This window comes from Ideonella alba (assembly GCF_018069875.1).
Classification (GTDB): Bacteria; Pseudomonadota; Gammaproteobacteria; order Burkholderiales; family Burkholderiaceae_C; genus Ideonella; species Ideonella alba.
This window is the reverse complement of sequence record NZ_JAGQDF010000005.1, coordinates 1-24,580: the sequence shown is the minus strand read 5'-3', so window position 1 is coordinate 24,580 and position 24,580 is coordinate 1. Positions and strand designations below refer to the sequence as shown.

Annotated in this window: 24 protein-coding genes and 1 pseudogene; 8 read left to right on the top strand and 17 right to left on the bottom strand. The window is 69.8% G+C overall.

All coding sequences use genetic code 11. The features are described from left to right. Window position 1: 1 nt before the first annotated feature. The 5 genes from KAK07_RS09655 to KAK07_RS09635 form a co-directional block, all read right to left on the bottom strand. A complete protein-coding gene (locus tag KAK07_RS09655; protein ID WP_210856968.1) occupies window positions 2–835 on the bottom strand; it encodes a carbohydrate ABC transporter permease in 834 nt (277 codons plus the stop codon). Continuing rightward, window positions 832–1,731, bottom strand: a complete 900-nt coding sequence (locus KAK07_RS09650) for a carbohydrate ABC transporter permease (RefSeq protein WP_210860505.1) — start codon at window positions 1,729–1,731, stop codon at window positions 832–834. Before KAK07_RS09650 ends, KAK07_RS09655 begins: the two co-directional genes overlap by 4 nt. Then, window positions 1,728–2,948, bottom strand: a complete 1,221-nt coding sequence (locus KAK07_RS09645; protein ID WP_210860503.1) for an ABC transporter substrate-binding protein — start codon at window positions 2,946–2,948, stop codon at window positions 1,728–1,730. Before KAK07_RS09645 ends, KAK07_RS09650 begins: the two co-directional genes overlap by 4 nt. A 116-nt stretch (window positions 2,949–3,064) precedes the next feature. Continuing rightward, window positions 3,065–4,552: a sensor histidine kinase gene (locus tag KAK07_RS09640; RefSeq protein WP_210856965.1), complete on the bottom strand. Its 1,488-nt coding sequence runs from the start codon at window positions 4,550–4,552 to the stop codon at window positions 3,065–3,067. Between the two features lie 3 nt (window positions 4,553–4,555). After that, a complete protein-coding gene (locus KAK07_RS09635) occupies window positions 4,556–5,245 on the bottom strand; it encodes a response regulator transcription factor (protein WP_210856964.1) in 690 nt (229 codons plus the stop codon). A 147-nt stretch (window positions 5,246–5,392) separates the two neighbouring features. Between KAK07_RS09635 and KAK07_RS09630 the strand changes: the two genes are divergently transcribed. From KAK07_RS09630 to KAK07_RS09595, 8 genes are all read left to right on the top strand, one after another. Further along, window positions 5,393–8,239 (top strand): TonB-dependent receptor, encoded by a 2,847-nt coding sequence (locus KAK07_RS09630; RefSeq protein ID WP_210860501.1) that lies wholly within the window; start codon window positions 5,393–5,395, stop codon window positions 8,237–8,239. Window positions 8,240–8,323: 84 nt separating this feature from the next. Then, window positions 8,324–9,679 carry a GH1 family beta-glucosidase gene (locus KAK07_RS09625; RefSeq protein ID WP_210860499.1) on the top strand — a complete coding sequence of 452 codons (1,356 nt, stop codon included), beginning with the start codon at window positions 8,324–8,326 and terminating at the stop codon, window positions 9,677–9,679. A gap of 8 nt (window positions 9,680–9,687) precedes the next feature. Beyond that, window positions 9,688–10,962: an ABC transporter substrate-binding protein gene (locus tag KAK07_RS09620; RefSeq protein WP_375140997.1), complete on the top strand. Its 1,275-nt coding sequence runs from the start codon at window positions 9,688–9,690 to the stop codon at window positions 10,960–10,962. Next, window positions 10,962–11,849 (top strand): carbohydrate ABC transporter permease, encoded by an 888-nt coding sequence (locus tag KAK07_RS09615; RefSeq protein WP_210860497.1) that lies wholly within the window; start codon window positions 10,962–10,964, stop codon window positions 11,847–11,849. The genes KAK07_RS09620 and KAK07_RS09615 overlap by 1 nt, the downstream gene beginning before the upstream one ends. Then, a complete protein-coding gene (locus tag KAK07_RS09610; RefSeq protein ID WP_210860496.1) occupies window positions 11,846–12,715 on the top strand; it encodes a carbohydrate ABC transporter permease in 870 nt (289 codons plus the stop codon). Before KAK07_RS09615 ends, KAK07_RS09610 begins: the two co-directional genes overlap by 4 nt. Further along, window positions 12,712–13,797 (top strand): ABC transporter ATP-binding protein, encoded by a 1,086-nt coding sequence (locus KAK07_RS09605; RefSeq protein ID WP_210860494.1) that lies wholly within the window; start codon window positions 12,712–12,714, stop codon window positions 13,795–13,797. The genes KAK07_RS09610 and KAK07_RS09605 overlap by 4 nt, the downstream gene beginning before the upstream one ends. A 10-nt stretch (window positions 13,798–13,807) precedes the next feature. Beyond that, entirely contained in the window at window positions 13,808–15,340 is a 1,533-nt protein-coding gene (locus KAK07_RS09600; RefSeq protein ID WP_210860491.1) for a tryptophan halogenase family protein, read from the top strand. Continuing rightward, window positions 15,337–16,761 (top strand): glycoside hydrolase family 30 protein, encoded by a 1,425-nt coding sequence (locus KAK07_RS09595; RefSeq protein WP_210860489.1) that lies wholly within the window; start codon window positions 15,337–15,339, stop codon window positions 16,759–16,761. Before KAK07_RS09600 ends, KAK07_RS09595 begins: the two co-directional genes overlap by 4 nt. Here KAK07_RS09595 and KAK07_RS09590 read toward each other — a convergent pair. From KAK07_RS09590 to KAK07_RS09535, 12 genes and pseudogenes are all read right to left on the bottom strand, one after another. After that, on the bottom strand, window positions 16,748–17,332 hold the full coding sequence (locus tag KAK07_RS09590) for a hypothetical protein (protein ID WP_210860487.1): 585 nt from the start codon (window positions 17,330–17,332) through the stop codon (window positions 16,748–16,750). The two genes, KAK07_RS09595 and KAK07_RS09590, sit on opposite strands and share 14 nt — an antisense overlap. A 33-nt stretch (window positions 17,333–17,365) precedes the next feature. Next, the gene (locus KAK07_RS09585; RefSeq protein ID WP_210860482.1) at window positions 17,366–17,917 is read right to left on the bottom strand and encodes a hypothetical protein; all 552 of its coding nucleotides are present in this window, start codon (window positions 17,915–17,917) and stop codon (window positions 17,366–17,368) included. Between the two features lie 116 nt (window positions 17,918–18,033). Beyond that, complete coding sequence (locus tag KAK07_RS09580; RefSeq protein WP_247664314.1) at window positions 18,034–18,456, bottom strand: DUF3052 domain-containing protein; 423 nt, start codon at window positions 18,454–18,456, stop codon at window positions 18,034–18,036. A 36-nt stretch (window positions 18,457–18,492) separates the two neighbouring features. Further along, window positions 18,493–19,020, bottom strand: coding sequence for an AAA family ATPase (locus tag KAK07_RS09575; protein ID WP_210860480.1), 528 nt, complete (start codon window positions 19,018–19,020; stop codon window positions 18,493–18,495). A 114-nt stretch (window positions 19,021–19,134) separates the two neighbouring features. Then, window positions 19,135–19,485: a DUF2200 domain-containing protein gene (locus KAK07_RS09570; RefSeq protein ID WP_210860478.1), complete on the bottom strand. Its 351-nt coding sequence runs from the start codon at window positions 19,483–19,485 to the stop codon at window positions 19,135–19,137. 147 nt (window positions 19,486–19,632) lie between these two features. Continuing rightward, on the bottom strand, window positions 19,633–19,992 hold the full coding sequence (locus KAK07_RS09565; RefSeq protein ID WP_210860476.1) for a hypothetical protein: 360 nt from the start codon (window positions 19,990–19,992) through the stop codon (window positions 19,633–19,635). A gap of 345 nt (window positions 19,993–20,337) precedes the next feature. Next, a complete protein-coding gene (locus KAK07_RS09560; protein ID WP_310740716.1) occupies window positions 20,338–20,634 on the bottom strand; it encodes a DUF1801 domain-containing protein in 297 nt (98 codons plus the stop codon). 295 nt (window positions 20,635–20,929) lie between these two features. Beyond that, window positions 20,930–21,439 carry an SRPBCC family protein gene (locus tag KAK07_RS09555; protein ID WP_210860472.1) on the bottom strand — a complete coding sequence of 170 codons (510 nt, stop codon included), beginning with the start codon at window positions 21,437–21,439 and terminating at the stop codon, window positions 20,930–20,932. A 273-nt stretch (window positions 21,440–21,712) separates the two neighbouring features. After that, a pseudogene (locus KAK07_RS09550) lies at window positions 21,713–22,234 on the bottom strand (GFA family protein). Window positions 22,235–22,466: 232 nt separating this feature from the next. Beyond that, the gene (locus KAK07_RS09545) at window positions 22,467–23,024 is read right to left on the bottom strand and encodes a GNAT family N-acetyltransferase (protein WP_210860470.1); all 558 of its coding nucleotides are present in this window, start codon (window positions 23,022–23,024) and stop codon (window positions 22,467–22,469) included. A 155-nt stretch (window positions 23,025–23,179) separates the two neighbouring features. After that, a complete protein-coding gene (locus KAK07_RS09540) occupies window positions 23,180–23,635 on the bottom strand; it encodes an NUDIX domain-containing protein (RefSeq protein WP_210860468.1) in 456 nt (151 codons plus the stop codon). A 260-nt stretch (window positions 23,636–23,895) separates the two neighbouring features. Continuing rightward, the gene (locus KAK07_RS09535; protein ID WP_210860465.1) at window positions 23,896–24,468 is read right to left on the bottom strand and encodes a dihydrofolate reductase family protein; all 573 of its coding nucleotides are present in this window, start codon (window positions 24,466–24,468) and stop codon (window positions 23,896–23,898) included. Window positions 24,469–24,580 lie beyond the last annotated feature (112 nt).

Sequence of the window (24,580 nt, the reverse complement as noted above, 5' to 3'; positions counted from 1 at the left end):
GTCACTTGACGGCGCCGGCCGTCAGACCGGCGATGAGTTGGCGTGAGCTGATCGCGAACAGCACGATCAACGGCAAGGTGGCGATGGCCGAGCCGGCCATCAGCGCGCCCCATTCGGTGCTGCTGGGCGCCTGCAGCGTGCGCAGCGCCAGCGGCAGCGTGTAATGGGCGGTGCTGCGCATCACCACCAGCGGCGCCATGAAGTTGTTCCACGAGCCGATGAAGGTGACCAGGCCCAGCGTGCCCAGCGCCGGGCGCAGCAGCGGCAGCGCAATGCGCCAGTAGATGCCCCACTCGCTGCAGCCGTCCATGCGCGCGGCCTCGACCAGCTCCTTCGGGATGGCGCTGCCGGCGTACTGGCGCACCAGGAAGATGCCGAAGGCACTGGCTGCACCGGGGATGTACAGCGCGCGGTGCTGGTCGATCCAGCCCAGCGCGTCCATCACCATGAAAGTGGGGATCATGTTCATGAAGGTGGGCAGCAGCATCGTGCCCATCACGAAGCCGAACAGCGCGTTCTTGCCGCGGAACTCCAGCCGCGCGAAGGCATAGCCGCCCATCGAGCAGAACAGCAGCGTCAGGCCGGTGGACATCAGCGCCACGTACAGGCTCCAGCCCACGTTGTGCCAGAACGGCAGCTTGGCGGTCAGGATGCCCAGGTTCTCCAGCAGCGCGCTGCCGAAGAAGGCCGGCGGGGGCAGGCGGAAGATCTCGCCCCGCGGGTGCGTGCCGAAGACGAACATGAACCAGAACGGCGCCAGCATCAGCAGCGCGCCGGCCCCCACCACGGCGTAGGCGGCGCCGGTGGCCAGCGACGGGGTGGTGGCGCGCTTCATTCGCTGGGCTTGAGCAGTCGGTGCGTCAGCCAGGTCATGCCCAGCACCACCAGGAACAGCAGCCAGGACATGGCGCTGGCGCCGCCGAAGTCATTGAAATCGAAGGCCATGCGGTAGAGGTACATGGCCGCGGTCATGCCGGCCTGGTCCGAGCCGCCGCGGCCATTGGTCAGCACGAAGGGCTCCTCGAACAGCTGCAGCCCGCCGATCACGCTGAGCGTGACGCCGAAAAAGATCATCGGCTTGAGCGAGGGCAGCGTGATGTGCAGGAACTGCCGCCAGGGCGTGGCGCCGTCCAGCGCGGCGGCCTCGTACAGGTCGCGCGGAATGGTCTGGATGGCCGCCAGGTACAGCACCAGGTTGAAGCCCAGGAAGCGCCAGAACACCACCATCGCGATCGCTGGCTTGATGAACTCGGGGCGGTTGAGCCAGTCGATGCCGCTGATGCCGGCCAGGCGCTGCAGCGTGGTGTTGACCAGGCCGTAGTCGGTGGAGAAGAAGGACGCGAACAGGATGGCCACCGCCACCGTGCTGGTGATGTAGGGCAGGAAGTACGCGCCCACCACCCAGTCGCGGCCGCGGCGCACGCGGCGGTCGATGAAGGCCGCCAGCGGCAGCGCCACCAGGTGCTGCGGCACGCCCGACATCACCGACAGCCACAGCGTGTTCCACAGCCCCTTCCAGAACCACTCGTCGCCGATGGCGAAGGCGAAGTTGTCCAGGCCCACCCAGTGCATCGCGCCCAGGCCGCCGGTGGGCTCCCAGGACTGGAAGGCCAGCCACAGCGAGAACAGCAGCGGGAACAGGCCGAACACCGCGAACAGCGCAAAGAAGGGCGCCACGAACAGGTAGGGCGCCCAGGCGGGCGGGATCCAGGCACGGCGCGGTGCGCTCATCGATTGGCCCGCCTCTCCAGCAGCCGCGCCGCGTCCTGCAGCGCCTGCGTGATGTCCTTGCCGTGGTCCATCACCTTGTCCAGCTCGCCGCCCACCACCTCCTCGGCAAAGGCGTTCTGCTTGTGCACCGGCACTGCGGGCAGGCGACGCGCGGTGTCGCGCCACTGGCGCCGTGCGCGCTGACCACCCAGGAAGGGCAGCGGCTCGTCGAAGAACGGATCGTCCAGCGTGGCCAGCAGCGTGGGGAAGGCGTCGAACTGCTTGAAGGCCAGCAGCTGCACCGCCGGGTCCAGCGTCATCATCCGGATGAAATCCCAGGCCAGCGCCTTGGTGGCGGGGTCGGAGCGGCGCGGGATGGCGTAGCTGGAGCCGCCATAGCCGATCAGCGCCCCCTCGGGCAGCGGCGCGGCGCGCCACAGGCCGGCGGTTTCGGGTGCCAGCCAGCCGCTGAGCTGGCCGGCCATCCAGGCGCCGCTGAGCGCGGTGGCCACGCGGCCGCGGCGCAGCGCCTCGACCCACTCGTTGGTCCAGATCATGTAGCGGCCGTCCAGGCGCTCCTGGCGCACCTGGCGCGCCAGCGTGAAGCCGCGCACGAAGCGCGCCGAGGTGACCTGCGGGTGGTTGTCGGCGCCGTAGTACAGGCCGTCACCCGGGGCGATGCCGGTGCGCGCGACGATGTCCTTGAGCTCCAGCGCATGCCCCACCAGCCTGGCGCCGGTGCGGGCCTGGATCTGGCGGCCGGCGTCGAGGTAGCTGTCCCACGAGGCGCTCAGGCGCGCTGGATCGACGCCCGCCTTGTCCAGCACATCGGCGCGGTAGAACATCGTGCCCGGGCCCACGTCGGCCGGCGCCGCCACCAGCTCGCCGCGGCGGTTGCGGCCCTGCTCGTAGGCGCCACGGATCCAGCGTGGCGCATCGGCCTCGATGTTGAAGGGCGGCTGGCGCAGGTCCTCCAGGCCGCTGCCCTGGCCGAAGCGGCCGACGAAGCCGATCTCCAGCGCCATCACGTCGGGCAGGTGCGAGGCGGTGGACAGCGCCGTGGTCATGGCCGTGTGGTGGTCCATCCACTGGCGGCTGATCACCTCCAGCGCCACGCCGGGGTGGCGTTCACGCCAGCGCGGTGCCATGCCCTCGATCAGCTTGTCCAGCAGCGGAAAGGCCGCCACGCTGAGCCGGCGCGGCGTCTGCGCCTCAGCCGGGCCAGCGGCGGCACCCATGCACCAGGCGCCGGCCGCGCCAAGAACGCGGCGGCGGGTGAACGGGGGAGCAAGCGGAGGGCGGGACACGCGGGCAGAGGGTCTGGAAACGCCCGCGATGTTAATGTTTCATTAAACTATGAACGCTCGGGGCTTACCCTGGCGGGCCCGCCGCCGGCCACCTGCGGCAGGCAGGCGCGCGCCAGCAGGCCGCGCGGCGAGGCCGGCAGCAGGCGCACCTGGCCGGCGTGGCGCTCGACGATCTCGCGCACGATGGCCAGGCCCAGGCCGCAGCCGCTGCCGTCGTGGCGGGCGCGAGTGAAGCGCTCGAACATGCGTTCGCGGTCCGGCTCGGACAGGCCGGGGCCGTCGTCCTCGACCTCCATGCAGACCTGCCCGCCACCCTGGCGCACCCGCACCGTCACCACACGGCCGGCGCCGGCATAGCGCACCGCGTTGTCGATCAGGTTGTGCAGCGCCTCGCGCAGCAGCAGCGCGATGCCTTCCACCTGGGTGTCCTCGGGCGGCGGCGCCGGCTCGGGCTCGTCGTAACCCAGGTCCACGCCGGCGGCCAGGGCGCGCGGCACCCATTCGGCGGTCAGCTCGCGCGCCAGCCGCGCCAGGTCCAGCACCGCGCGGTCCTGGCGCGAGGCCGACTCGGGCTCGGCGCGCGCCAGCGTCAGCAACTGGTTGACCAGGTGCGCGCTGCGCGCGGCGCTCTCGTGCACCCGGGTCAGCCGGGCCTGCAGCGCCGGGTCGGTGGCCTCGCGCAGCGCCAGCTCGGTCTGGCTCTTCAGGCCGGCCAGCGGCGTGCGCAGCTGGTGCGCGGCGTCCGAGATGAAGCGCTTCTGCGCCGCCACGCTGTGCTGCACCTCGGCCAGCAGGGTGTTGATCGCGCGCGCCAGCGAGCGCACCTCGGGCGGCGCCGCCTCGATCTCGATCGGCGCCAGGTCGTTGGCGGTCTGGCCCTGCACCCGCTGCTGCAGCTGGTCCAGCGGCTGCAGGCCGGCGCGGATGCCGGCCCAGACGATCAGCGTCATCAGCACCACCAGCGCCGACAGCGGCAGCGCGGTGTCGACCAGGATGCGCCGCGCCAGCTCTTCGCGGTTGGCGCGCGAGCGGCCCACCTGCACCAGCATCATGCCGTCCGACGCGCCCTCGGCCGCAAAGGGCAGGTACAGCGCCACCATGCGCACCGGCTCGGGCGCGGCCTCGGTGCGGGCCGGGTCGGGCAGCAGGCTGTCGTAGTGGTAAGGCTCGCCCAGGCGCGGCTCGGGGATGTCGGGCACCGGCAGGTTGGGCGTGCCGATCAGGAACTGACCCGGCGGCGAGCTGACGGCGTAGAGCACGCGGTCGGACGGGTCGGCCTCCAGGATCTCCTGCGCCGAGCGCGGGAAATCGATGTACAGGCCGGTGGCGGTGGGCTTGATCTGCCGCGCCAGCGCACGCGAGGCCTGCACCAGGCTGGCGTCGATCGCCTCCTGCACATAGTGGCCGGCCAGCTTGTAGGTGAAGCCCGCCGCCGCCAGCCACAGCACCACCTGCGGCAGCAGCAGCCACAGCAGCAGCTGGCGGTGCAGCGAGCGCGCACCGGGCAGGCGGGCCAGGTGACGCAGGCCGTTCATGCCTCAGGCGCGGGTGGTGTCGGGTTCGAGCAGGTAGCCCAGCCCGCGCACCGTGCGGATCGACAGGCCGGAGTCCTCCAGCTTGCGGCGCAGCCGGTGGATGAAGACCTCGATCGAGCCGGCCGCCCCGGGATCGGCGCCATCGGCGGCCCAGGCCTGGACGATCTCGTCCTTGGTGACCACCTGCTCGCGGCGGCTCAGCAGCAGCTCCAGCAGCAGCCACTCGCGCGGGCTGAGCTCCAGCGCCTGGCCGTCCACCGTGGCGCGGCGCGCGGGCCGGTCGAAAACCAGCCGGCCCAGGCCGATGTCGCCGGTGGCCGGGCGGCTGCGGCGCAGCAGCGCATGCAGCCGCGCTTCCAGCTCAGGGAAGTCGAAGGGCTTGGTGAGGTAATCGTCGGCCCCGGCGTTCAGCCCGGCAACGCGGTCGGCCAGGCTGTCCAGCGCGGTCAGCACCAGCACCGGCACCGGCTTGCGCGCCTCGCGCACGCGGCGCAGCACGGTCAGGCCGTCCACCATGGGCAGGCCCAGGTCCAGCACCGCCACATCCCAGGGCTGACGCAGCAGCAGGTACTCGGCCACCGCGCCGTTGGGCGCGTGCTCGACCTGGAAGCCGGCCCGCTGCAACTGGGCCGACAGCGCGTCGGCCAGGATGGCGTCGTCCTCGGCCAGCAGCAGCGTGGGGGTGGTGGGCATGGTGGCCCGGACTGTAGCGCGCGACGTGGCGGGAAGTGGACAACCTAGGGTTAACGTTCAATTAACAACATTTCCATCTCGTTAAGAATCAGCGAAAGGTGCCGCAGTGCACTGCCCGCTTCCCGTTCCAACCACAGGAGACATCCCATGACACATGCCCGCGCTCGACAGCGGCGCTCTCTCTCGTCGCCCGGCACCCCGGTGGTGCGTCTGTCGCCGCTGGCACTGGCCAGCCTGGTGGTGCTGGGCCTGCCGGCCGGCCCGGCGCTGGCACAGGACGCGCAGGACACCCAGTCGGTGGTCGTGACCGGCATCCGCCGGGCGATCGAGACCTCGGTGGCCATCAAGCGCGAGTCCACTTCGGTGGTCGAGGCCGTCTCGGCCGAGGACCTGGGCAAGCTGCCCGACATCAGCATCGCCGAGTCGCTGGCCCGCCTGCCCGGCCTGACCGCGCAGCGCGTGAACGGCCGCGACCAGGTGCTGTCGGTGCGCGGCATGGCGCCCAAGTTCGGCGTCACGCTGCTCAATGGCCGCGAGGTGGTCTCCACCGGCGACAACCGCTCGGTCGAGTTCGACCAGTTCCCGAGCGAGCTGATCAACGGCGCCGTGGTCTACAAGACGCCCGATGCCAGCCTGGCCAGCCAGGGCCTGGCCGGCACGGTCAACATGAGCACGGTGCGGCCGCTGGACTTCCGCGAGCGCATCATCAGCGTTGGCGTGCGCGGCGAGCGCAACAGCAACGGCGCCCAGGTGCCCGGCAGCAGCGCCACCGGCAACCGCCTGAGCGTGTCCTACGTCGACCAGTTCGCCGACAACACCGTCGGCCTGGCGCTGGGCTTTGCCCACCTGGACAGCACCAGCCAGGAGCGCTACTTCAAGCACTGGTGGTGGGGCAATTCGGCGATCTGGGGCGGCGCCTTCCGCGGCCTGGAGAACACCGACCCGTCCAAGGCGCCGCACACGCTGCAGGGCTTCGAGACCGGCGTCACCGCCACCAAGCAGGTGCGCGACGGCGCCCTGGCCGTGCTGGAGTTCAAGCCCAACAAGGACATCCGCAGCCAGGTCGACCTGTACTACTCCAAGTTCAGCCAGGACGCCCAGGGCCGCGAGCTGCAGGCTGACCTCGGGCCGAACTGGTCGGGCGACGGCACCCCCGGCCACGAGGCCAACGGTGGCCCGATCTACAGCAACATCAAGACCCAGCTCATCGGCAATGACCGCTACCTGGTGGGTGGCCGCGTCACCAACGTCGATCCGCGCATCCTGACCCGCTACGGCCAGCGCGATGACAACATCACCGCCCTGGGCTGGAACACCGAAGCCAACCTGGCCGCCGGCTGGAAGGGCGTGGCCGACCTGAGCTGGTCGAAGGCCAAGCGCGACGAGCTGGTGGGCGAGGCCTATGCGTCGGCCACCACCCTGGGCGGCTTCGACTTCGTGGCCAATCCCAATGGTGGCTTCTCGCAGTTCACCCCGCTGGGCAACTACGGCGACGCCAACAACATCCAGCTGCGCGGCCTGTCGGGCTGGGGCAACCTCAACGGGGTCGGGCAGGCGGGCTCGCTGTCGCCGATCCATGTCAGCGACGAGCTCAAGTCGCTGCGCCTGGGGGCCAAGAAGGACCTGGAGTGGGGCGTCGTCAGCGGCTTCGAAGGGGGTGTCAACTACTCGCAGCGCAGCAAGGATCGCAACAGCACCCAGACCATCTATGCGCTGAAGAACGGCACCACCTGCGTCGGCAACGATGTCTGCCAGCCCTTCCCGGCCGGCCTGTTGCAGTCGCCGGTGAACATGGCCTTCTCGAAGGTGCCGGGCCTGGTCAGCTTCGACATGATGGCGGCCATCAATGCCGGCCTGTACAACTCGGGCGTGGTCAACCAGTCCTCGGCGCCGGGGCGGATCTGGGGTGTCGACGAGAAGGTCACCACCGCCTACGGCAAGGTCGACCTGGACTTCAACGCCGGCGTGCCGGTGCGCGGCAACCTGGGTCTGCAGGTGGTGCATGCCAACCAGAGCTCGACCGGTCTGGCCTGGGACGCCAACGCCAATGCGGCCACGCCCATGACCTTCGGCACCAGCTACACCGACGTGCTGCCCAGCCTGAACCTGGTGGCTGAGCTGCAGCCCTCGCTGCTGATGCGCTTCGGCCTGGCCAAGGTGGTGGCGCGGCCCAACATGGACGACATGCGCGCCGGCTTCTCGGCCAGTGTGGCCACCAGCGGCCAGGACCTGGGCAAGTGGTCCGGCTCGGGCGGCAACCCCTTCCTCGAGCCGTGGCGCGCCCGGGCGATCGACATCTCGCTGGAGAAGTACTTCGGCAAGCGCAGCTATGTGTCGGTAGCGGGCTTCCACAAGAAGCTGGCCAACTCGATCTATGTCGAGGACTTCCAGTTCGACTTCACCGGCTTCCCCAACACCTCGGGCACCACGCCGATCAGCAACATCGGCAAGCTCACCGCGCCGGTCAACGGCAAGGGCGGTCATGTGGCCGGCCACGAGGTCACCGCCGCGCTGGAAGGCAACCTGGTAAGCCCGATGCTGGACGGCTTCGGCATCATCGCCAGCTACTCGCACACGGTGAGCAACCTGCCGGGCACGGCCAATGACGGCAAGGCCGCGCTGAACCGCAGCCTGGAGGGCCTGTCGGGCGAGGTCTACTCGCTGCAGGGCTACTACGAGAAGAACGGCTGGCAGTTCCGCGTGGCGCAGCGCTACCGCTCGAAGTTCGTGGCGGAAGTGCGCGGCGTGTGGATCGACAAGTCGCTCTCGGCGATCGACGCCGAGAAGATCACCGACCTGCAGCTGGGCTACAGCTGGGAGTCGGGTCCGCTCAAGGGCGTGTCGGTGCTGCTGCAGGTCAACAACCTGGACAACACGCCGTACAAGACCGCGCTGGCGGATGACTCGTCCACCTCGACGCCGCTGCGCATGATGCCCGAGCGCTACATCGAGTACGGTCGCCGCTACCTGCTGGGCGTGAACTACAAGTTCTGACCCTGGCCCGCGAACGGGGCGGTCCTGGCGCAACCCGCGACCAGGCCGCCCCGGTCGCTCCTCCGACACGACCACGACGCCACGATGTTCGATGCTCCGACGGCGCGCCAGCTGCGCCGCACCGATTTCCCGCCCGATTTCCGCTGGGGCTGCTCCACCTCCTCGTACCAGATCGAGGGCGCCGTCGATGAAGGCGGCCGCGGCGAATCGATCTGGGACCGCTTCTGCGCCCAGCCCGGACGCATCCGCGACGCCAGCAGCGGCGCGGTGGCCTGCGACCATTACCACCGCTGGCCCGAGGACCTGGACCTGGCGCAATCGCTGGGCGTCAACGCCTACCGGTTTTCCATCGCCTGGCCCCGCATCCAGCCCAGCGGCCGCGGACCGGGGCTGCAAGCCGGCCTGGATTTCTACGAACGCCTGGTCGACGGCATGCTCGAACGCGGCCTGCAGCCCTGGGCCACGCTCTACCACTGGGACCTGCCGCAGGCGCTGCAGGACGCCGGTGGCTGGGTGCAACGCGAGACGGTGGACGCCTTCGTCGACTACGCCGACCTGGTGGTGCGGCGCCTGGGTGACCGGGTGCGCCACTGGATCACCCACAACGAGCCCTGGTGCACCGCCTTCCTGGGCCATGCCGAGGGCTGCCACGCGCCCGGCGTGCAGGACTTCGGCGCCGCGATCCAGGTCTGCCACCACCTGCTGCTGTCGCACGGCCTGGCGGTGCCGGTGATCCGCGCCGCCTGCCCCGGCGCGCAGGTGGGCATCACGCTGAGCCTGCACCCCATCCATGCGGCCAGCGACTCGGCCGCCGACCAGGCCGCGGTGCAGCGCCACGACGGCCTGCGCAACCGCTGGTTCCTGGACCCGCTGCACGGCCGGGGCTACCCCGCCGACACGCTGGCCCTGCTGGGCGACCGGGCGCCGCAGGTGGCCCCCGGTGACCTGCAGGCCATCGCCACCCGCACCGATTTCCTGGGCGTCAACTACTACTTCCCTGAAGAGGTGGCCGATGCACCCGGCCAGGGCCCGCTGGCCACCCGCGTGGTCGAGCGCGAGGGCGTGCCGCGCACCGCCTTCGGCTGGGAGGTCTCGCCCGAAGGCCTGGTCGAGCTGTTCACCCGTGTGCAGCGCGACTACACCCCCGGCCCGATCTACCTGACCGAGAACGGCTCGACCTGGGACGACACGCTGGGCCCCGATGACCAGGTGCCGGACGAGCAACGTCTGGACTACCTGGCGCGCCACCTGGCCGCCGCGCGCGAGGCGATGCGCCAGGGCGTGCTGCTCAAGGGCTACTTCGCCTGGAGCCTGCTCGACAATTTCGAGTGGGCCGAGGGCTACACCCGCCGCTTCGGGCTGACCTATGTCGACTACCCGACGCAGCGGCGCATCCTGAAGGCCAGCGGGCAGTGGTACGCCCGCTTCCTCCACGCCTGAGACACTGCATGCCGATGCGCCGATTGCCCCGCTCCCTGCTGCCCGCCGCCCTGGCCCTGGCCATGGCGGCGCCGCAGGCCGCCCCCACGCCCCCCGCCCCGGCGGCCTCCCCCGCACCGGGCCCGCGCGCCGAGGTCATCCACTGGTGGACCTCGGGCGGCGAGTCGGCGGCCGTGAAGACGCTGGCCGACGCCTACCGCGCCGCCGGCGGCGTCTGGGTGGACATGGCGGTGGCGCTGGGCGAGCAGGCGCGCGCGGTGGCGGTCAACCGCATCATCGGCGGCAACCCGCCCACCGCGGCGCAGTTCAACACCACCAAGCAGTTCCACGACATCGTCGAGCAGGGCCTGGTGGTGCCGATGGACGAGGTGGCACAGAAGGACGGCTGGGACCGCTTCCTGCCCGAGATCGTGCTCAGCGCGATCCGCATCAAGGGCCACTACTACGCGGTGCCGGTGAACATCCACATGCCCACCTGGATCTGGTACTCCAAGGCGGCGTTCAGGCAGGCCGGCATCAGCGCCGAGCCGCGCACGATGGAAGAGCTGTTCGCCGCCCTGGACAAGCTCAAGGCCGCCGGCCTGGTGCCGCTGGCGCATGGCGGCCAGGCCTGGCAGGACAACACCGTCTTCACCGCGGTGCTCACCAATGTGGGCGGGCGCGAGCTCTACCTGAAAGTGCTGCGCGACCGCGACCCCGCGGCCATCAACTCCGAGGCCTTCCGCCAGGTGCTGCTGACCTTCAAGCGCCTGCAGGGTTATGTCGACAAGGGCTCGCCCGGGCGCAACTGGAACGACGCCACCGCCATGCTGATCAGCGGCAAGGCCGGTGTGCAGTTCATGGGCGACTGGGCCAAGGGCGAGTTCGCCCAGGCCCGCCAGGTGGCCGGGCGCGATTACGGCTGCATCCCCGGCTTCGGACCGCAGGCGCCCTACATCATCCAGGGCGACGTGTTCGTCTTCCCGCGCCAGAAGACGCCCGGTGTGCAGCCGGCCCAGCAGCTGCTGGCCCATGTGGTGACCCAGCCCGCCACGCAGGTGGAGTTCAGCCTGCGCAAGGGGTCGATCCCGATCCGCACCGATGTCGACGTCAGCAAGCTCGACATCTGCGCCCAGCAGGGCGTGGCGGCGATGAAGGACAAGGCGCGCCAGCTGGGCAACGGCGAGCTCTACCTGACCCCCGACCAGAACGGCGCGCTGCAGGACATCCTGACCACCTACTGGAACCGCAACATCCCGGTCGAGAAGGTGCAGCGCGACATCCTCGCGGCACTGCGCAGTTGATGCCCCGCCCGCGGACTCTCCAGCGACTGCGCCGTGCCCTGGTCGGTTGGGCCGCCCTGGGCCCGCTGCTGCTGACCGTGCTGCTGGCCTACGGCGGCTCCGTGCTGTGGACGCTGAGGGTGTCCTTCAGCAGCTCGCGCACGCTGCCGGTGGACGACTTCGTCGGCCTCGCGCAGTACGAGCGGTTGCTGGGCAATGCCCGCTGGATGGAGTCCCTGCAGCACCTGGCGCTGTTTGGCGGCCTGTTCATGCTGGCCTGCCTGGGCCTGGGCATCCTGCTGGCGGTGGCGATCGACCAGAAGGTGCGCGCCGAGGACCTGCTGCGCAGCCTCTTCCTCTACCCCTATGCGCTGTCCTTCGTGGCCACCGGCCTGGTCTGGCAATGGCTGCTGCAGCCCGATGGCGCGGTGGCGGCAGGCGTGCGGGCGCTGGGCGGCGAAGGCTTCGACTGGCTGATCGACCCCGACCGCGTTATCTACACCCTGGTCATCGCCACCACCTGGCAGGCGGCCGGGCTGGTGATGGCCATCATGCTGGCCGGCCTGCGCGGCGTGGACCCGCAGCTGTGGCAGGCCGCGCGCGTGGATGGCATCCCGCGCTGGCGGGTGCTGCTGCAGATCGTGCTGCCCTCGCTGGGCCCGTCACTGGCCACCGCCACGGTGCTGCTGTTCACCGGCGTGGTCAAGCTCTTCGATGCGGTGGTGGCCATGACCCAGGGCGGCCCGGGCAACGCCAGCGACGTGCCGGCACGCTTCATCATGGACCACCTGTTCGGCCGCGCCAACATCGGCCTGGCCTCGGCCGGCGCGGTGCTGATGCTGCTGAGCGTGCTGGTGCTGGTGGCGCCGCTGCTGTACTGGCGCGCCCGCCGACAGGAGGCCGCATGACGCGCCGCCGCCTGATGCGCCGTCTGGATGTGGGCCGGCTGGGCCTGGTCGCCTTCCTGCTGCTGTCGGCACTGTTTTTCGTGCTGCCGCTGTGGGCGATGGTGGTCACCTCGCTGAAGGACATGGACCAGATCCGTGCCAGCAGCCCGCTGGCCTGGCCCGACGCCCCCACGCTGCAGGCCTGGCGGGCCGCCTGGAGCGAGGCCTGCGCCGGCGTGGACTGCGGCGGCGTGCGCAGCGGCTTCTGGAACTCGGTGGCGATCGCCCTGCCCTCCACGCTGCTGCCCATTGGGGTGGGCGCGCTCAACGGCTACGCACTGTCCTACTGGCAACCGCGCGGCGCCGGCTGGCTGTTCGGCGCACTGCTGCTGGGCGGCTTCCTGCCGGTGCAGGTGATGATCTACCCGCTGGTCAAGACGCTGGCCGCTGCCGGCCTGTTCGGCACGCTGCCGGCCATCGTGGTGGTGCACCTGGTGTTCAGCATGCCGGTGATGACGCTGCTGTTCCGCAACCACTTCCTGTCGCTGCCGCGCGAGCTGTTCCTGGCGGCGCGGGTGGACGGCACCGGCTTCTGGCGCGTCTTCGTGCAGCTGATGCTGCCGATGTCGCTGCCCATCATGGTGGTGGCCGGCATCATCCAGGTCACCGGCGTGTGGAACGACTACCTGCTGGGCCTGGTCTTCGCCGGCCCCGATTGGCAACCGATGACCGTGCAGCTCAACAACATCGTCAACACCAGCACCGGCGAGCGCCGCTATGACCTGAACATGGCCGCCACGCTGCTGACCTCGCTGGTGCCGCTGCTGGTGTACTTCGGCTCGGGCCGCTGGTTCGTGCGCGGCATTGCCGCCGGAGCCGTCAAGTGAGCCGCCTGGTCCTGCGTCAGCTGGCCGCCGGGCACGGCCGCGCGCCGGTGTTCCAGGGCCTGAACCTGGAGGTGGCCGATGGCGAATTCATCGTGCTGCTGGGCCCGTCCGGCTGCGGCAAGAGCACGCTGCTGCACGCGATCGCCGGCCTGGTCGAGGTGCAGCAGGGCCAGGTGCTGATCGGCGAGCACGACATGACCGACGCCGACCCCGCCGAGCGCGGCATCGGCATGGTGTTCCAGTCCTACGCGCTCTACCCGACGATGACGGTGGCCGGCAACATCGGCTTCGCGCTGCGCGTGGCCGGGCTGCCAGCCGCTGAGGTGGCGCAGCGCGTGCAGCGCGTGGCCCGCCTGCTGCAGCTCGAGCCGCTGCTGCAGCGCAAGCCCGCGCAGCTGTCGGGCGGGCAGCGCCAGCGGGTGGCCATCGGCCGCGCGCTGGTCCGCGAGCCGGCGCTGTTCCTGTTCGACGAGCCGCTGTCCAACCTGGACGCCCAGTTGCGCACCGAGCTGCGGCGCGAACTGAAGCTGCTGCATCGCCAGCTGGGCTCGACCATGGTGTACGTCACCCACGACCAGGTCGAGGCCATGACCCTGGCCACCCGCCTGGTGGTGATGCACGAGGGCCGCATCCAGCAGGTCGGCACACCGGCCGAGGTCTACGGCCGCCCGGCCAACCGCTTCGTGGCCAGCTTCGTCGGCTCGCCGGGCATGGCCTTCGAAGCGGGCACCTTGCGCGTGGGTCCGCAGGGCCAGGTCTCGTTCGTGTCCTCGCGCCTACAGCTGCTGCTGGACCCGGCCACGCTGGACCACCCGCCGCGCGACGGCCAGGCCGTGCACCTGGGCCTGCGCGCCGACCAGATCCGCTTGCAGGCCGACGGCCCCCACGAAGCGGCGGTGCAACTGGTCGAGCCGCTGGGCGGCCAGGCGGTGGTCTGGCTGGACCTGGGCGGCTGCCCACTGGCCACGCTGTGGTCCGAGCCGGTGCTGCCGGTGCTGCCGGCGCTGGACCAGCGCCTGCGCTTCACGATCCATGCGGCCGGGGCGTCGGTGTTCGACGCCGCCACCGGCCAGCGTTGCTGAGAGCATCCTCATGAGCGAACTGCATTTCCAACCCGCGCGCCGCGTGGTCATCGTGGGCGGGGGCACTGCCGGCTGGATGACCGCCGCGGCCCTGTCCACCCTGCTGGGCCCGCTGCACGAGATCCACCTGGTCGAGTCCGACGAGATCGGCACCATCGGCGTGGGCGAGGCCACGATCCCCCACATCCGCGTCTTCAACCAGGCCCTGGGCATCAACGAGGACGAATTCATCCGCGCCACCCAGGGCAGCTTCAAGCTGGGCATCGAGTTCGTCAACTGGGGCCAGCTGGGCGACCGCTACATCCACGGCTTCGGCACCATCGGCCACGACTACCACGGCACGCCCTTCCACCACTGGTGGCTGCGCCGCCAGGCCGAGGGCCGCGGGGGCGACCTGGCCGCGGTGTCGATCAACACCGCCGCGCCGATGCAGGCGCGCTTCATGCGCCCCCGCGCCGACATGGCCGGCTCGCCGCTGGCCGACATCGCCTACGCCTTCCACTTCGACGCCAGCCTGTACGCGCGTTTCCTGCGCGGCTTTGCCGAGCAGCGCGGCGTGCGTCGCCACGAAGGCCGCATCACCCGCGTGCACCAGCGCCCCGGCGACGGCTTCATCACCGGCGTGACACTGGCGAGCGGCCAGCAGATCGACGGCGACTTCTTCATCGATTGCTCGGGCATCCGCGCGCTGCTGATGGAGCAGACGCTGATGGTGGGCTACGAGGACTGGCGCCACTGGCTGCCCTGCGACCGCGCCATCGCCGTGCCCTGTGCCAGCGTCGAGCCGCTGCTGCCCATCACCCGCTCCACCGCGCACAGCGCCGGCTGGCAGTGGCGCATTCCGCTGCAGCACCGCATCGGCAACGGCCATGTGTTCTGCAGCCGCTTCATGAGCGAGGACGAGGCGCAGTCCATCCTGCTGAACCACCTGGACGGCGAGCCGCTGGCCGAGCCCCGCACCATCCGCTACGTCACCGGCCGGCGGCTGCGCTTCTGGGACCGCAACTGCGTGGCGGTGGGTCTGTCCAGCGGTTTCCTGGAGCCGCTGGAGTCCACCAGCATCCATCTGATCCAGACCGCGATCACCCGCATCATCCAGTTCTTCCCGCATGCCGGCTTCGACAGCGCCGACATCGCCGAGTACAACCGCCAGACCCGCTACGAGTACGAACGCATCCGCGACTTCCTGATCCTGCACTACCACGCCACCGACCGCACCGATTCGCCGTTCTGGAACCACTGCCGCACGATGGAGGTGCCCGAATCGCTGCGCCACCGCATGGCCCTGTTCCTCAGCAACGGCCGCGTGGTGCGCGAAGGCAACGAGCTGTTCGCCGAGGCCAGCTGGTTCCAGGTGATGTACGGCCAGCGCATGCGCCCGCGCGCCTACCACCCGCTGGCCGCCCAGCGTCCGCTGGCCGAGGTGCAGGCGTTCGTGGACGGCGTGGAGCAGGTGATCGGCCGCTGTGTGCAGGTGATGCCCAGCCATGCCGAGTTCATCGCCCAGCACTGCGCCGCCCCCAGCCCGAAGGCCATGGCATGAAGCAGCTGCTCGCACTGTCCCTGCTGTACGCCGCACTCGGGCTGGGCGCACCGGCCCAGGCCGCGCCGCAGGCCTGGGTCACCAGTGGCGACGGCCTGCAGCTGATGCAGCCGCAGCCGCCGCTGCGCGCTGCCACTGCGCCGCGTGGCCAGCTGATCGAGATCGACCCCGCGCAGCGCTTCCAGACCATGAGCGGCCTGGGGGCCAGCATCACCGACGCTTCGGCGCAACTGCTGATGGCTCTGCCCCCGGCCCGGCGTGACGCCCTGCTGCGCGAGTTGTTCGGGCGCCAGGGTGCGGCGCTGGGCTTCTCGCTCACCCGCCTGACGATTGGCGCCTCGGACTTCTCCACCCGCCACTACAGCTTCAACGACCTGCCGCCCGGCCAGACCGATGAGGCGCTGGCCGGCTTCTCGCTGGCGCCCCAGCGCGCCGATGTGATCCCCGTCACCCGCCAGGCCCTGGCCATCAACCCGCGCCTGCAGGTGATGGCCTCGCCCTGGAGCGCCCCGGGGTGGATGAAGACCAATGACTCGCTGATCCAGGGCCGTCTGCGGCGCGACCGGCACGGCGTGTTCGCCCGCTACCTGGTGCGCTATGTGGACGAGATGGCCCGCGAAGGCGTACCGATCTTCGCGCTGTCGGTGCAGAACGAGCCCCACTTCGAGCCCGGCGACTACCCCGGCATGCGCATCGAATCACAGGACCGCGCCGCGCTGGTGGGCCAGCACCTGGGCCCGCTGCTGGCCGGGCGCCAGCCGCCGGTGCAGATCATCGAATGGGACCACAACTGGGACCAGCCGCAGGCGCCGCTGGAGATGCTGTCCGATGCCCAGGCCCGCCGCTTCGTCAACGGCGTGGGCTGGCATTGCTACGCCGGCGATGCGCAGGCCCAGTCGGTGGTGCGCAACGCCCATCCGGACAAGGACACCTGGTTCACCGAGTGCTCCGGCGGCCGCTGGAAGCCCCACTGGCCGGAGACCCTGCCGTGGATGATGCGGAACGTCGTGATCGGCAGCATCCGCCACTGGGCGCGCGGCGTGCTGATGTGGAACCTGGCGCTGGACGACGAGGGCGGCCCGCACCTGGGCGGCTGCCCCGACTGCCGCGGGGTGGTCAGCATCGACCCCGCCACCGGTGCAATCACGCGCAACCTGGAGTACTACGCGCTGGGCCACGTCAGCCGCTGGGTGCGGCCGGGGGCGGTGCGCATCGGCAGCTCGCCCGGCGGCGACGGCATCGACAACGTGGCCTTTCGCAACGCCGATGACGGCTCGGTGGTGCTGGCCCTGTGCAACTCGGCACCCGAGGACCGCTGGCTGACGCTGCGCCTGAACGGGCGCAGCACCACGCTGCGCCTGCCGCGCGAGAGTGTGGCCACGGTGGTGTGGCCCGGACCGGGCCGCCTCACGCCGCGGTAGCCGGGGCGGTCTGGTAGCGCTGCTCGATCACCCGCGCCAGTGCCTGCATCTCCTGCTCGGCGTGGCGCTGCCAGATGGCCTGGGTGAAGAACAGGCGCGCCAGCAAGTGGCGCCAGGCATTCGGAAAGACGATGCAGATGCTCAGCCCCAGCCGGCAGGCGGCCGGGCCATCCGGATCAAAACGAAAGCTCACCTCCGAGCGCGAGGTGCTGCGGAACAGACCCAGCACGCGGACCTGGCTCTGCTCGGACACCAGGTCCATCCGCCGCCCAGGCACCAGCGCCGCCACCCGGTACTGGTGCTGCACCCGCTGGAAGCCCGCCTGCTCCCAGACATCGATCACGGTGTCGGGGCCCAGGTGCTCGCCCCGCATCTCGTACTTCAGATGGGCCGGGCTGAGCGCCAGGTAGAACTCGCGCACCCCCATGTAGACCTGGAAGGCCGCTTCCGCAGGACAGGCCGCCCCCAGCGCGGTGCCCACCTGCACCGCATGGCGCGGCGCTGCCACCACGCGCCACAGGCTGTACAGCACCCAGCCCGCCAGCAGCGCCTGGACCAGGTGCATCAGCATGCGTGCCTCGCCCCGCAGCAGCGCTGACAGCGTTCAGGATCCGACACGCTGGAGGGCATAGGCGTTGCGCAGCGTGGCCGTGCCCGAGGCCGCGTGTTCGGTCTTGGACCAGGCCAGTGTCTTCGGGACCACCGCCAGCACATGGCGGTCGATGCGGTCGTCCACGGCACGCTCGAAGGCGATCTGACTGCCCTCGCCGCCCGCCTCGGCACGGGTGATGCGGTGCTGGGACGTGCCGGGCTTGGCAATGCCGGTGGACCACACCAGCGCCTGCGCTGCAAAGTCAAAGGCCATGCGCTCGTAGGAGTACACCCGCTTGCCGGGGCCGTCGTCAAACTCGAAGAACAGCGCCAGCTCCTGCGGCGCCGCCAGCGACACCGACAGCTGGCAGGGCAGCGTGACCCGCGTGTCCGGACGGCTCCAGTCCAGGTAGGTCAGCGTGCCCGCCCATGCGCCCACGGCCGCCGCCAGCAAGGGATGCGGTCGCGGGTCATACAGCGCCCGAGCGACACCCGGCAGGGTCGCTGCCAACGTGGCGGTGAGTGTGCTGGTCAGTGCGGTGGTGAGCGCGGTGCGACGTTGCATCGTTCGATCTGAGCGAGAGCCAGGAACCGGGCGGGACATGCCCGCGCCATGATGACCGCATCCGGGCCGCCAGCCAAGAGCCTGGCCGATGATCCGCGCCGTGCTGGCGTCCAAACTCACCCGGCCGCCGGGCCGCGCAAGGCCTGGCGTACCACCAGCTTCAGGCCGGACCACACCTCGCTGACCGCGCACACCTTGATGTCCACGTACCCCAGCGGCAGCGCCAGTTCGCGGATCACGTCCTCGGTGACGGTGGTGGGCACCTTCGACGCCTTCTTCGGCCAGGACACCCACACCGCCGCGTCGGGTTGGAGCGACGCACGCAACTCGGCCAGCGTCTGCGCCAGCGCATCGCGCTGGGTCACGAACAGATGGACCAGCGTGGTGCTGGTGGTCACCGCCGGCTGGCACTGGGTGCCCTCGGGCAGCGGCCCGTAGAGTGACGGCAGCTCGGGGGGTGGCTCCAGCACGACCAGGCGGGTGCTGGCCGTGATGCCCAGCTTCTTCAGCAGCGGCGTTCCTGAGTAACCGGCAGCCATGGTGTCTCCTCACTCACGCACAAGGGCATCCTGCACTCAGGCCCCAGGCCGGATGGCCTGGCTCGGCCAGGCGCGGCGCACCAGGTCCAGACGCTGCGCCACGGATTCGTCGGCCTGAAGACGCAGCACCGGACACGCGCGCTGTGCCAGCCAGGCCTGGTGCCTGGCCAGGCTGCGGCCCTCCGGCGGGCCCTCGTCGTACTGCGCCGCCCAGCGCAGAAAGGCCTCGTCGGCCTGGCCCAGGTGCTCGATCTCCCGCTGCCGCAGCCGCTGCACCCGCAGCGCAGCTGGCAGGTACAGGAATACGATCAGGTCGAAAGCATCTTCCAGCTCGGCACCCCAACCCACGATCGAGCCGCTGAGCACCACGTCCCCGCCCGACAGCAGGTCGCGCCGCAGCAGCGCCAGGCGGTCGGCCGGGTCGCGCTTGGTCTGGAACGGCGGAGTGGTGGGCAGCCAGTAGTAGCCGTCGGCATCCAGGTGCCGCATCGACCGCTCGGCGGCCAGGGCTGCACCCAGGGTCGAGGTACCACTGCCAGACGCGCCGGTGATGTGCACACGCATGGATCGCAGTGCCCGGATCGGGCTTGGATGGCCTGGCAGGGCGCCGCGGCCGACCCCGGCATTGTGCAGTGTGCAGTGTGCGGCCGTCCGTCAGCCGGAGCCCGAAGACCCGCCTCAGGCACGCAGGACCTTCTCCATCGCCTTGCCCTTGGCCAGTTCGTCCACCAGCTTGTCCAGTTGGCGGATCTGCTGCATCAGCGGGTCCTGCACCGTCTCGACCCGCACGCCACAGACCACGCCCGTGATCAGGGCCCTGTTCGGATGCAGGGCCGGCGCACCGGCGAAGAAGCTGCGGATGTCCGAGCGGTCATCGATGCGCGCCTGCAAGCCGGCAGCGTCGTAGCCCGTCAGCCAGCAGATCACCTGATCCACCTCGGCCCGGGTGCGCCCCTTGCGCTCGGCCTTGTTCACATAGGCCGGGTACACGGCGGCGAAGGGCATGGCGAAAAGGCGGTGCTCGGTCATGGTGGCGGGTCGGTGGGGAATCGGCGACGGCCTGCCGTCGGGGGCAGGCACCGGGCCTGGGGGCTGCTCAGCGAGCCCGGCCCGTGATTCGACCACGCGCCAGGCCCGCGCGCCAGCCTGGGCCACACCGGCGGGCGCGCTGGCGGCTCATCCGGCACGGCTGGCCGTGAACACGCGCTCCAGGCCTTGTCCCTGGCTGTAGAAATAGTCGCCGCTGGGGCTGATCACCACCGCGCGGTGTTCCCCCGGCTGCACGAAATAGCGCCACCCATGGGCCGCATCGCCGGGACGTGTCTCCACCGGCACCTGCTGCCAGGCTGTGCGCGCACCGTGCGCCTGCTGATCGTCCGAGCGGGGTTGCGCCGCCCAGGCCGCCATGCTGAACAGGGCCGCAACGAGGCCCCATGCCCACACTGTGTTCGCGAACATATGGTCCATCCTTTCTTCCGACAGGTTCCAGTCGACGCTGACTGTGCGTCCACTGTGGGCGTCGGAACTGAAGACCATCTGATGCCGGGTGGCGCGTCGCTCGAATCCAAGGCCATGGTCTGCACACCACGGCCCAGGGCGGAGCGCCTTCGCCTGGGCTATGCGCAAGAAGCCTGCATGCCACCGCCCCCACGGCCCAACGCGGCAGGCCGCCACGCGCCACGGCGGCCTTGGCATCCACGGGCGCCATGGTGTACCGCCTCCCGGCCAGTCTCACGCCCGGGAAGATCTGCACACCCACGTTGCGAAGGCAGAGGGCGCCCAGCACCTTGAGCGCCACGTCAACCCTCGGGACAGCCATCGGGACCGCATGAGGCACCGTCCCGGGGGGCGGGGGCGGCTTGGCCGCGTCGGAGTTCGACGCTAGAACTTGCCCCAGCCCGGGAGGGCCGCCGCCTGGCGGACCCACGCCAGCACCTGCTCCTCATCCAGGGCACCTTCCACCAGGTTGATCCACCGGGCCTCCTGGGCGCTGCCACCGGGCGGAGGCGGACGCAGCGACGTGCCCTTGAAAAAGGTGAGCTTCACGAAACCGGTGAAGACGTGGAAACTGACAAACCAGCCCTGGCCCGGCATCCCGTACATCGGCGAGTTCCAGCGCACGGCCTTGCTGACGCCGGGCACGGCCTGGCAGATCAGTGCATCGAGGCGCTCGGCCACACCGCGCTTCCAGCCGGGAACGGCGCTGAGGTAGGCCTGGACCGGTGCATCACCGTCGGCCTTGGCGATCTGTGGATTGCCGCCGGCCAGGAGCCTGGGCGGTGCGGACGATGGACCTGGTGCAGCCACATGGCCTCCTGCAACCTGTCGTGGGAACCCGGCCGCGCACACACGACGACGGCCTCAGCACGGACCCCGGCCATGATAGTTCGGCAGCGGCCGTTCCTCAGTCCTGAGCATCCGCTGGAGCCGGCGCCAGGCAGTCGTCGTTGCCGCGTGAGGCCTGCCCGGCAGGCTACCGCTCGCACAGTCCCTTGAGCAGGGCCAGCGCCTTCGGAAAGCTGTCCAGCATGTACTGTTCCCACTCGGCCGCGGTGTCCAGCGTCACAACCAGCTGGCAGCCACCCGGCACATCCAGCAGGCGGTAGGTCTCGTCGGCGGGCGCCCAGGCGCGCACCTTGTCGCTGGTCGTGTCCTCCACGCCGTTCTCGATCATGCCCAGGTGCCGGATGCGGACGAACGCCTCCGGTCGGTGCTCGGCGATCTCCGACACCATCCCATCGCCCGACGGTGAGAGGAACAGGATTTTGGCGCCCTGGTCCCACGAACCGACGAAGTGCGAGCCTTGCGCGAAGGCGGACGTCCAGGCCCGGTAGCCCGCCGGGTCGAGCATGGTGGCCCACACCGTGGACCGTGGCGCGCGGACCGTGATGTCGAAAGTCAGTGTCTTCATGGGTGCTTCCTCGTTCATCGGCTGCGGAACCTTGTCGCCGCCTGCCTGACGACGATTGAGCATGCGCGACATCGACCGGGCCCTGGATCGTGCAGCTTCGCGCCGTGGCGCTCCATGGGGACGAAGCTTGCCACGCAGCCCTGGCACGCATGTCCACCCTGGTCCATGGCGCGTTTCGTTCACTGCGCGCCCGGGCGATGTTCGACGGATCGTGCGTCATGGGCGAAGAGCGTTGCCGCCGAGCCAGCAGCAGGCGCCTGGCGATTGGCCGGTGGCACGCATGGTGCACCACGGCCAGCAGCCAGGCCAGGTGCCCTGGCGGTGACAGCAAGCGCCTGCGGGGCCTCAGGCCGAGCGTTGTCTGGCGGCCAGATAGGCCTCGATCTGCGGCAGCAGGACCTGCCGCCGCGCCAGGCTCTCAGGTGGCCAATGGTGCTCGCGATCGTAGTAGGCCGTGACGGCCGGAACACCCACGGGCAGCACGACCCAGGGCTGCTTGGATGCCGTGAAGATGTGGATGTCCGGCGGCAGCAGGTCCGGGTTGTCGAGCGTGCCCACCCGAATGAACTTGAACAGCGGTCCGGCGCCGGCATAGTGGCTCCACACAGCGATCTTGCAGTGGGGGCAGCGGGCGATCACCTAGCCGCTGCCGCTCTCCGATGGGGTATCGACCCACTCCGGAGACTGACCCAGTGGCGTGACCCGATCGGCCTCGATCATGGCGTTCAGCGCGAAGGACGCGCCAGACTCCCGCTGGCACCAGCGGCAATGACAGCAGTGGACGAACAGCGGCGCGGTCTGCATGCGGTAGCGCACTGCCCTGCAATCGCAGCCACCTTCAGCGGGGAACGAACTCGGGGGAGGCATGGCTGTGCCCTTCCTGAAGCGCCTGGTGTTGAGGACATCCGGCCCGCGGCCAACATCCGCCACCGGCCCGGTGCCCGATCATGCACCATGGACCCTGAACCGCAGGGCTTGCAGTCCCTGACGCACGACCTGCAATGCGGAACCGGGTGGGCCCTGGTCCCGCGCCGGATGAGGCTGATGCGCGCCCCGCGGGCCGGGCGCCAGGCCTGTGGCTGTCAAACGTCGCCAGCGGTCATGCAGGAATCTTGGCATAGATGCGCAGGTGGCGCAGCCGTCCCTGGGGCGTGAACCCGGCATTGCGGTGCAGCCCCTCCAGTGAGAACCCTGCGCGCTCTGCCAGTTGCCAGCTCTTCCGGTTGTTGTCATCGACACTGAGTTCCAGCCGGTTGGCCCGCAGCACCGTCATGGCGTGATCGGCGAGTGTTTGGACGGCTTCCGTGATCAGGCCCTGGCCGCCGTGTCCGGTGCGACACCAGTAGCCGACCTCGAACTTGCGAAGCTTCCAGTCGGCCTTGTGCAGGCCGCCACCGCCCACCAGCCGACCTGACCCTCGCTCGAAAAGGAAGACCATCAGGTCCTCACCCAGCAAGTAGCAGCCGTGGGCCTTCCTGCATTCCATCTCACAGAAGGCCACCGACGGCGGCGGAAACGTCCAGGCCAGCCAGGGCGAGAGCTCTGCCTGCGACTCGATGAGCGCCGCGTAGAACGCCTCGCCATCACCGGGGGCAGCCGGCCGGATGAGCAGACGGTCCGAGATCAGCCGATCGGGAAAGATGTCTGGTGTGTCCATGGAGCGAATCTGCGACCTGGCTGTCGAACTCAGGAGCCGACGCGGCCATGCCACTCAGCCCCTGAGGCTGAGGATAGGCAGGCAGCGCCCCGCGGGCAAGCCGCCGTGCCCTTGGCGCTCACCTTGAACAACGGCTCAGACACCGCTGGCCTGCCTTACCAGAAGGTCATTTCCCGAAGTGCCAAGCGAACCGGCTGCTGAAAGCCAGCGGCACGGTCACTGGCGTATCGGGTGGTGAGGAAGGACGGGAAGACGGTGAGCCCGGAAAGCGCATCCAGCTCATGCCATGCCGCCTGCGTGATGTGTTCGGCCACGGCGTCAGGGTGGCTCCAGTTCAGCTGGCCGCCCATGAAGCGGGCAGCGAACCAGAACTTGACGTGCCGACACTCCGGGTTGAAGAACTCTTCCACATAGAGCAGGCGACCCACGTGGACCTCCAGCCCGGTCTCCTCGCGCGCCTCCCGGGCAGCCGCCTCCTCAAGGGACTCCGTGCCCTTGACGCCGCCTCCCGGCGCCACCCAGAAATCGTAGGCGCCAGGCTTCACGTGGCGGACAAGCAGCAAGCGACCGTCGTGTTCCACGATGACGCCGGCGGAGATTCGATGTTGCATGGGTTTCACGGTCCTTGGCGTGTAACTGACCGGCGCCGCACCGGCTTGGCGCCCAACAATGGAGTCAACTCTGCCGGCCGCAGCGGGCAAGGGTTGAACGGCGGGTCTGGCGGCATGGGCACAGGGGCGATACGCATGGTACGTAGGCGAGTGCACTACCCGCACCTGCCGCCAGGAAGTCTCTGCCTCTGGACTGTCGACTTGACGGGGAAGCTGACGCGAGCGCCGGCATGGCAGCGGGCGTCGGTTGTAGCGAGCGGTCAGGCGGCGACTGCGGCGCGTGGGTTGGGGAGCTCATAGCGCAGTTCCGCAAAGCCTGTGCCCACCTGGCGAACGGAAAGGAGCTTCCAGGGCGGACTGGTGACTCGACGTGGAAAGAGCTGCTTTCCCTTGCCCAAGGTGACCGAAGCGACCTGAATAATGGCTTCGTCCAGAAGCCCGGCGTCAAAGAACTGGCCTGCAAGATCCCCACCACCGACAACCCAGACATTCTTGGCGCCTGCAGCGCGAACCATCTCTTTGTGGACCGCCCGCACATCCCCTTGAACGAAGCGGACGTCAGCCCCCTCAATGGGCGGCAGGGTGCGGTGAGAGAACACCCAAGCGGGCTGTTCGTAAGGCCATGGCGAGCCAGCCTGCTCCGCCACCTTCTCCGCATGGCGCACCATCCACATGTACGTGGCTGAACCCATGGCCAGTGCCCCCACATCGGCAATGAAGGAGGGGTAGCCGGTGTCGTTGATGTCCCCAAGCGGGAACAGCCAGTCCAGCGAGTCCTCCTCTGTCGCAATGAAGCCATCAAGGCTTGTGGCTGTGTAGTACTGCGTCTTCATGGCGAGGGAAGTTAGAAGGACAGTGTTGTCGCCGCCTAACGAATGAAAGGGACTTCCCCGTCCCGGACCAGCCGCGAAGCGGCAGACGGCAACTGAGTGCCACGATGGGAAG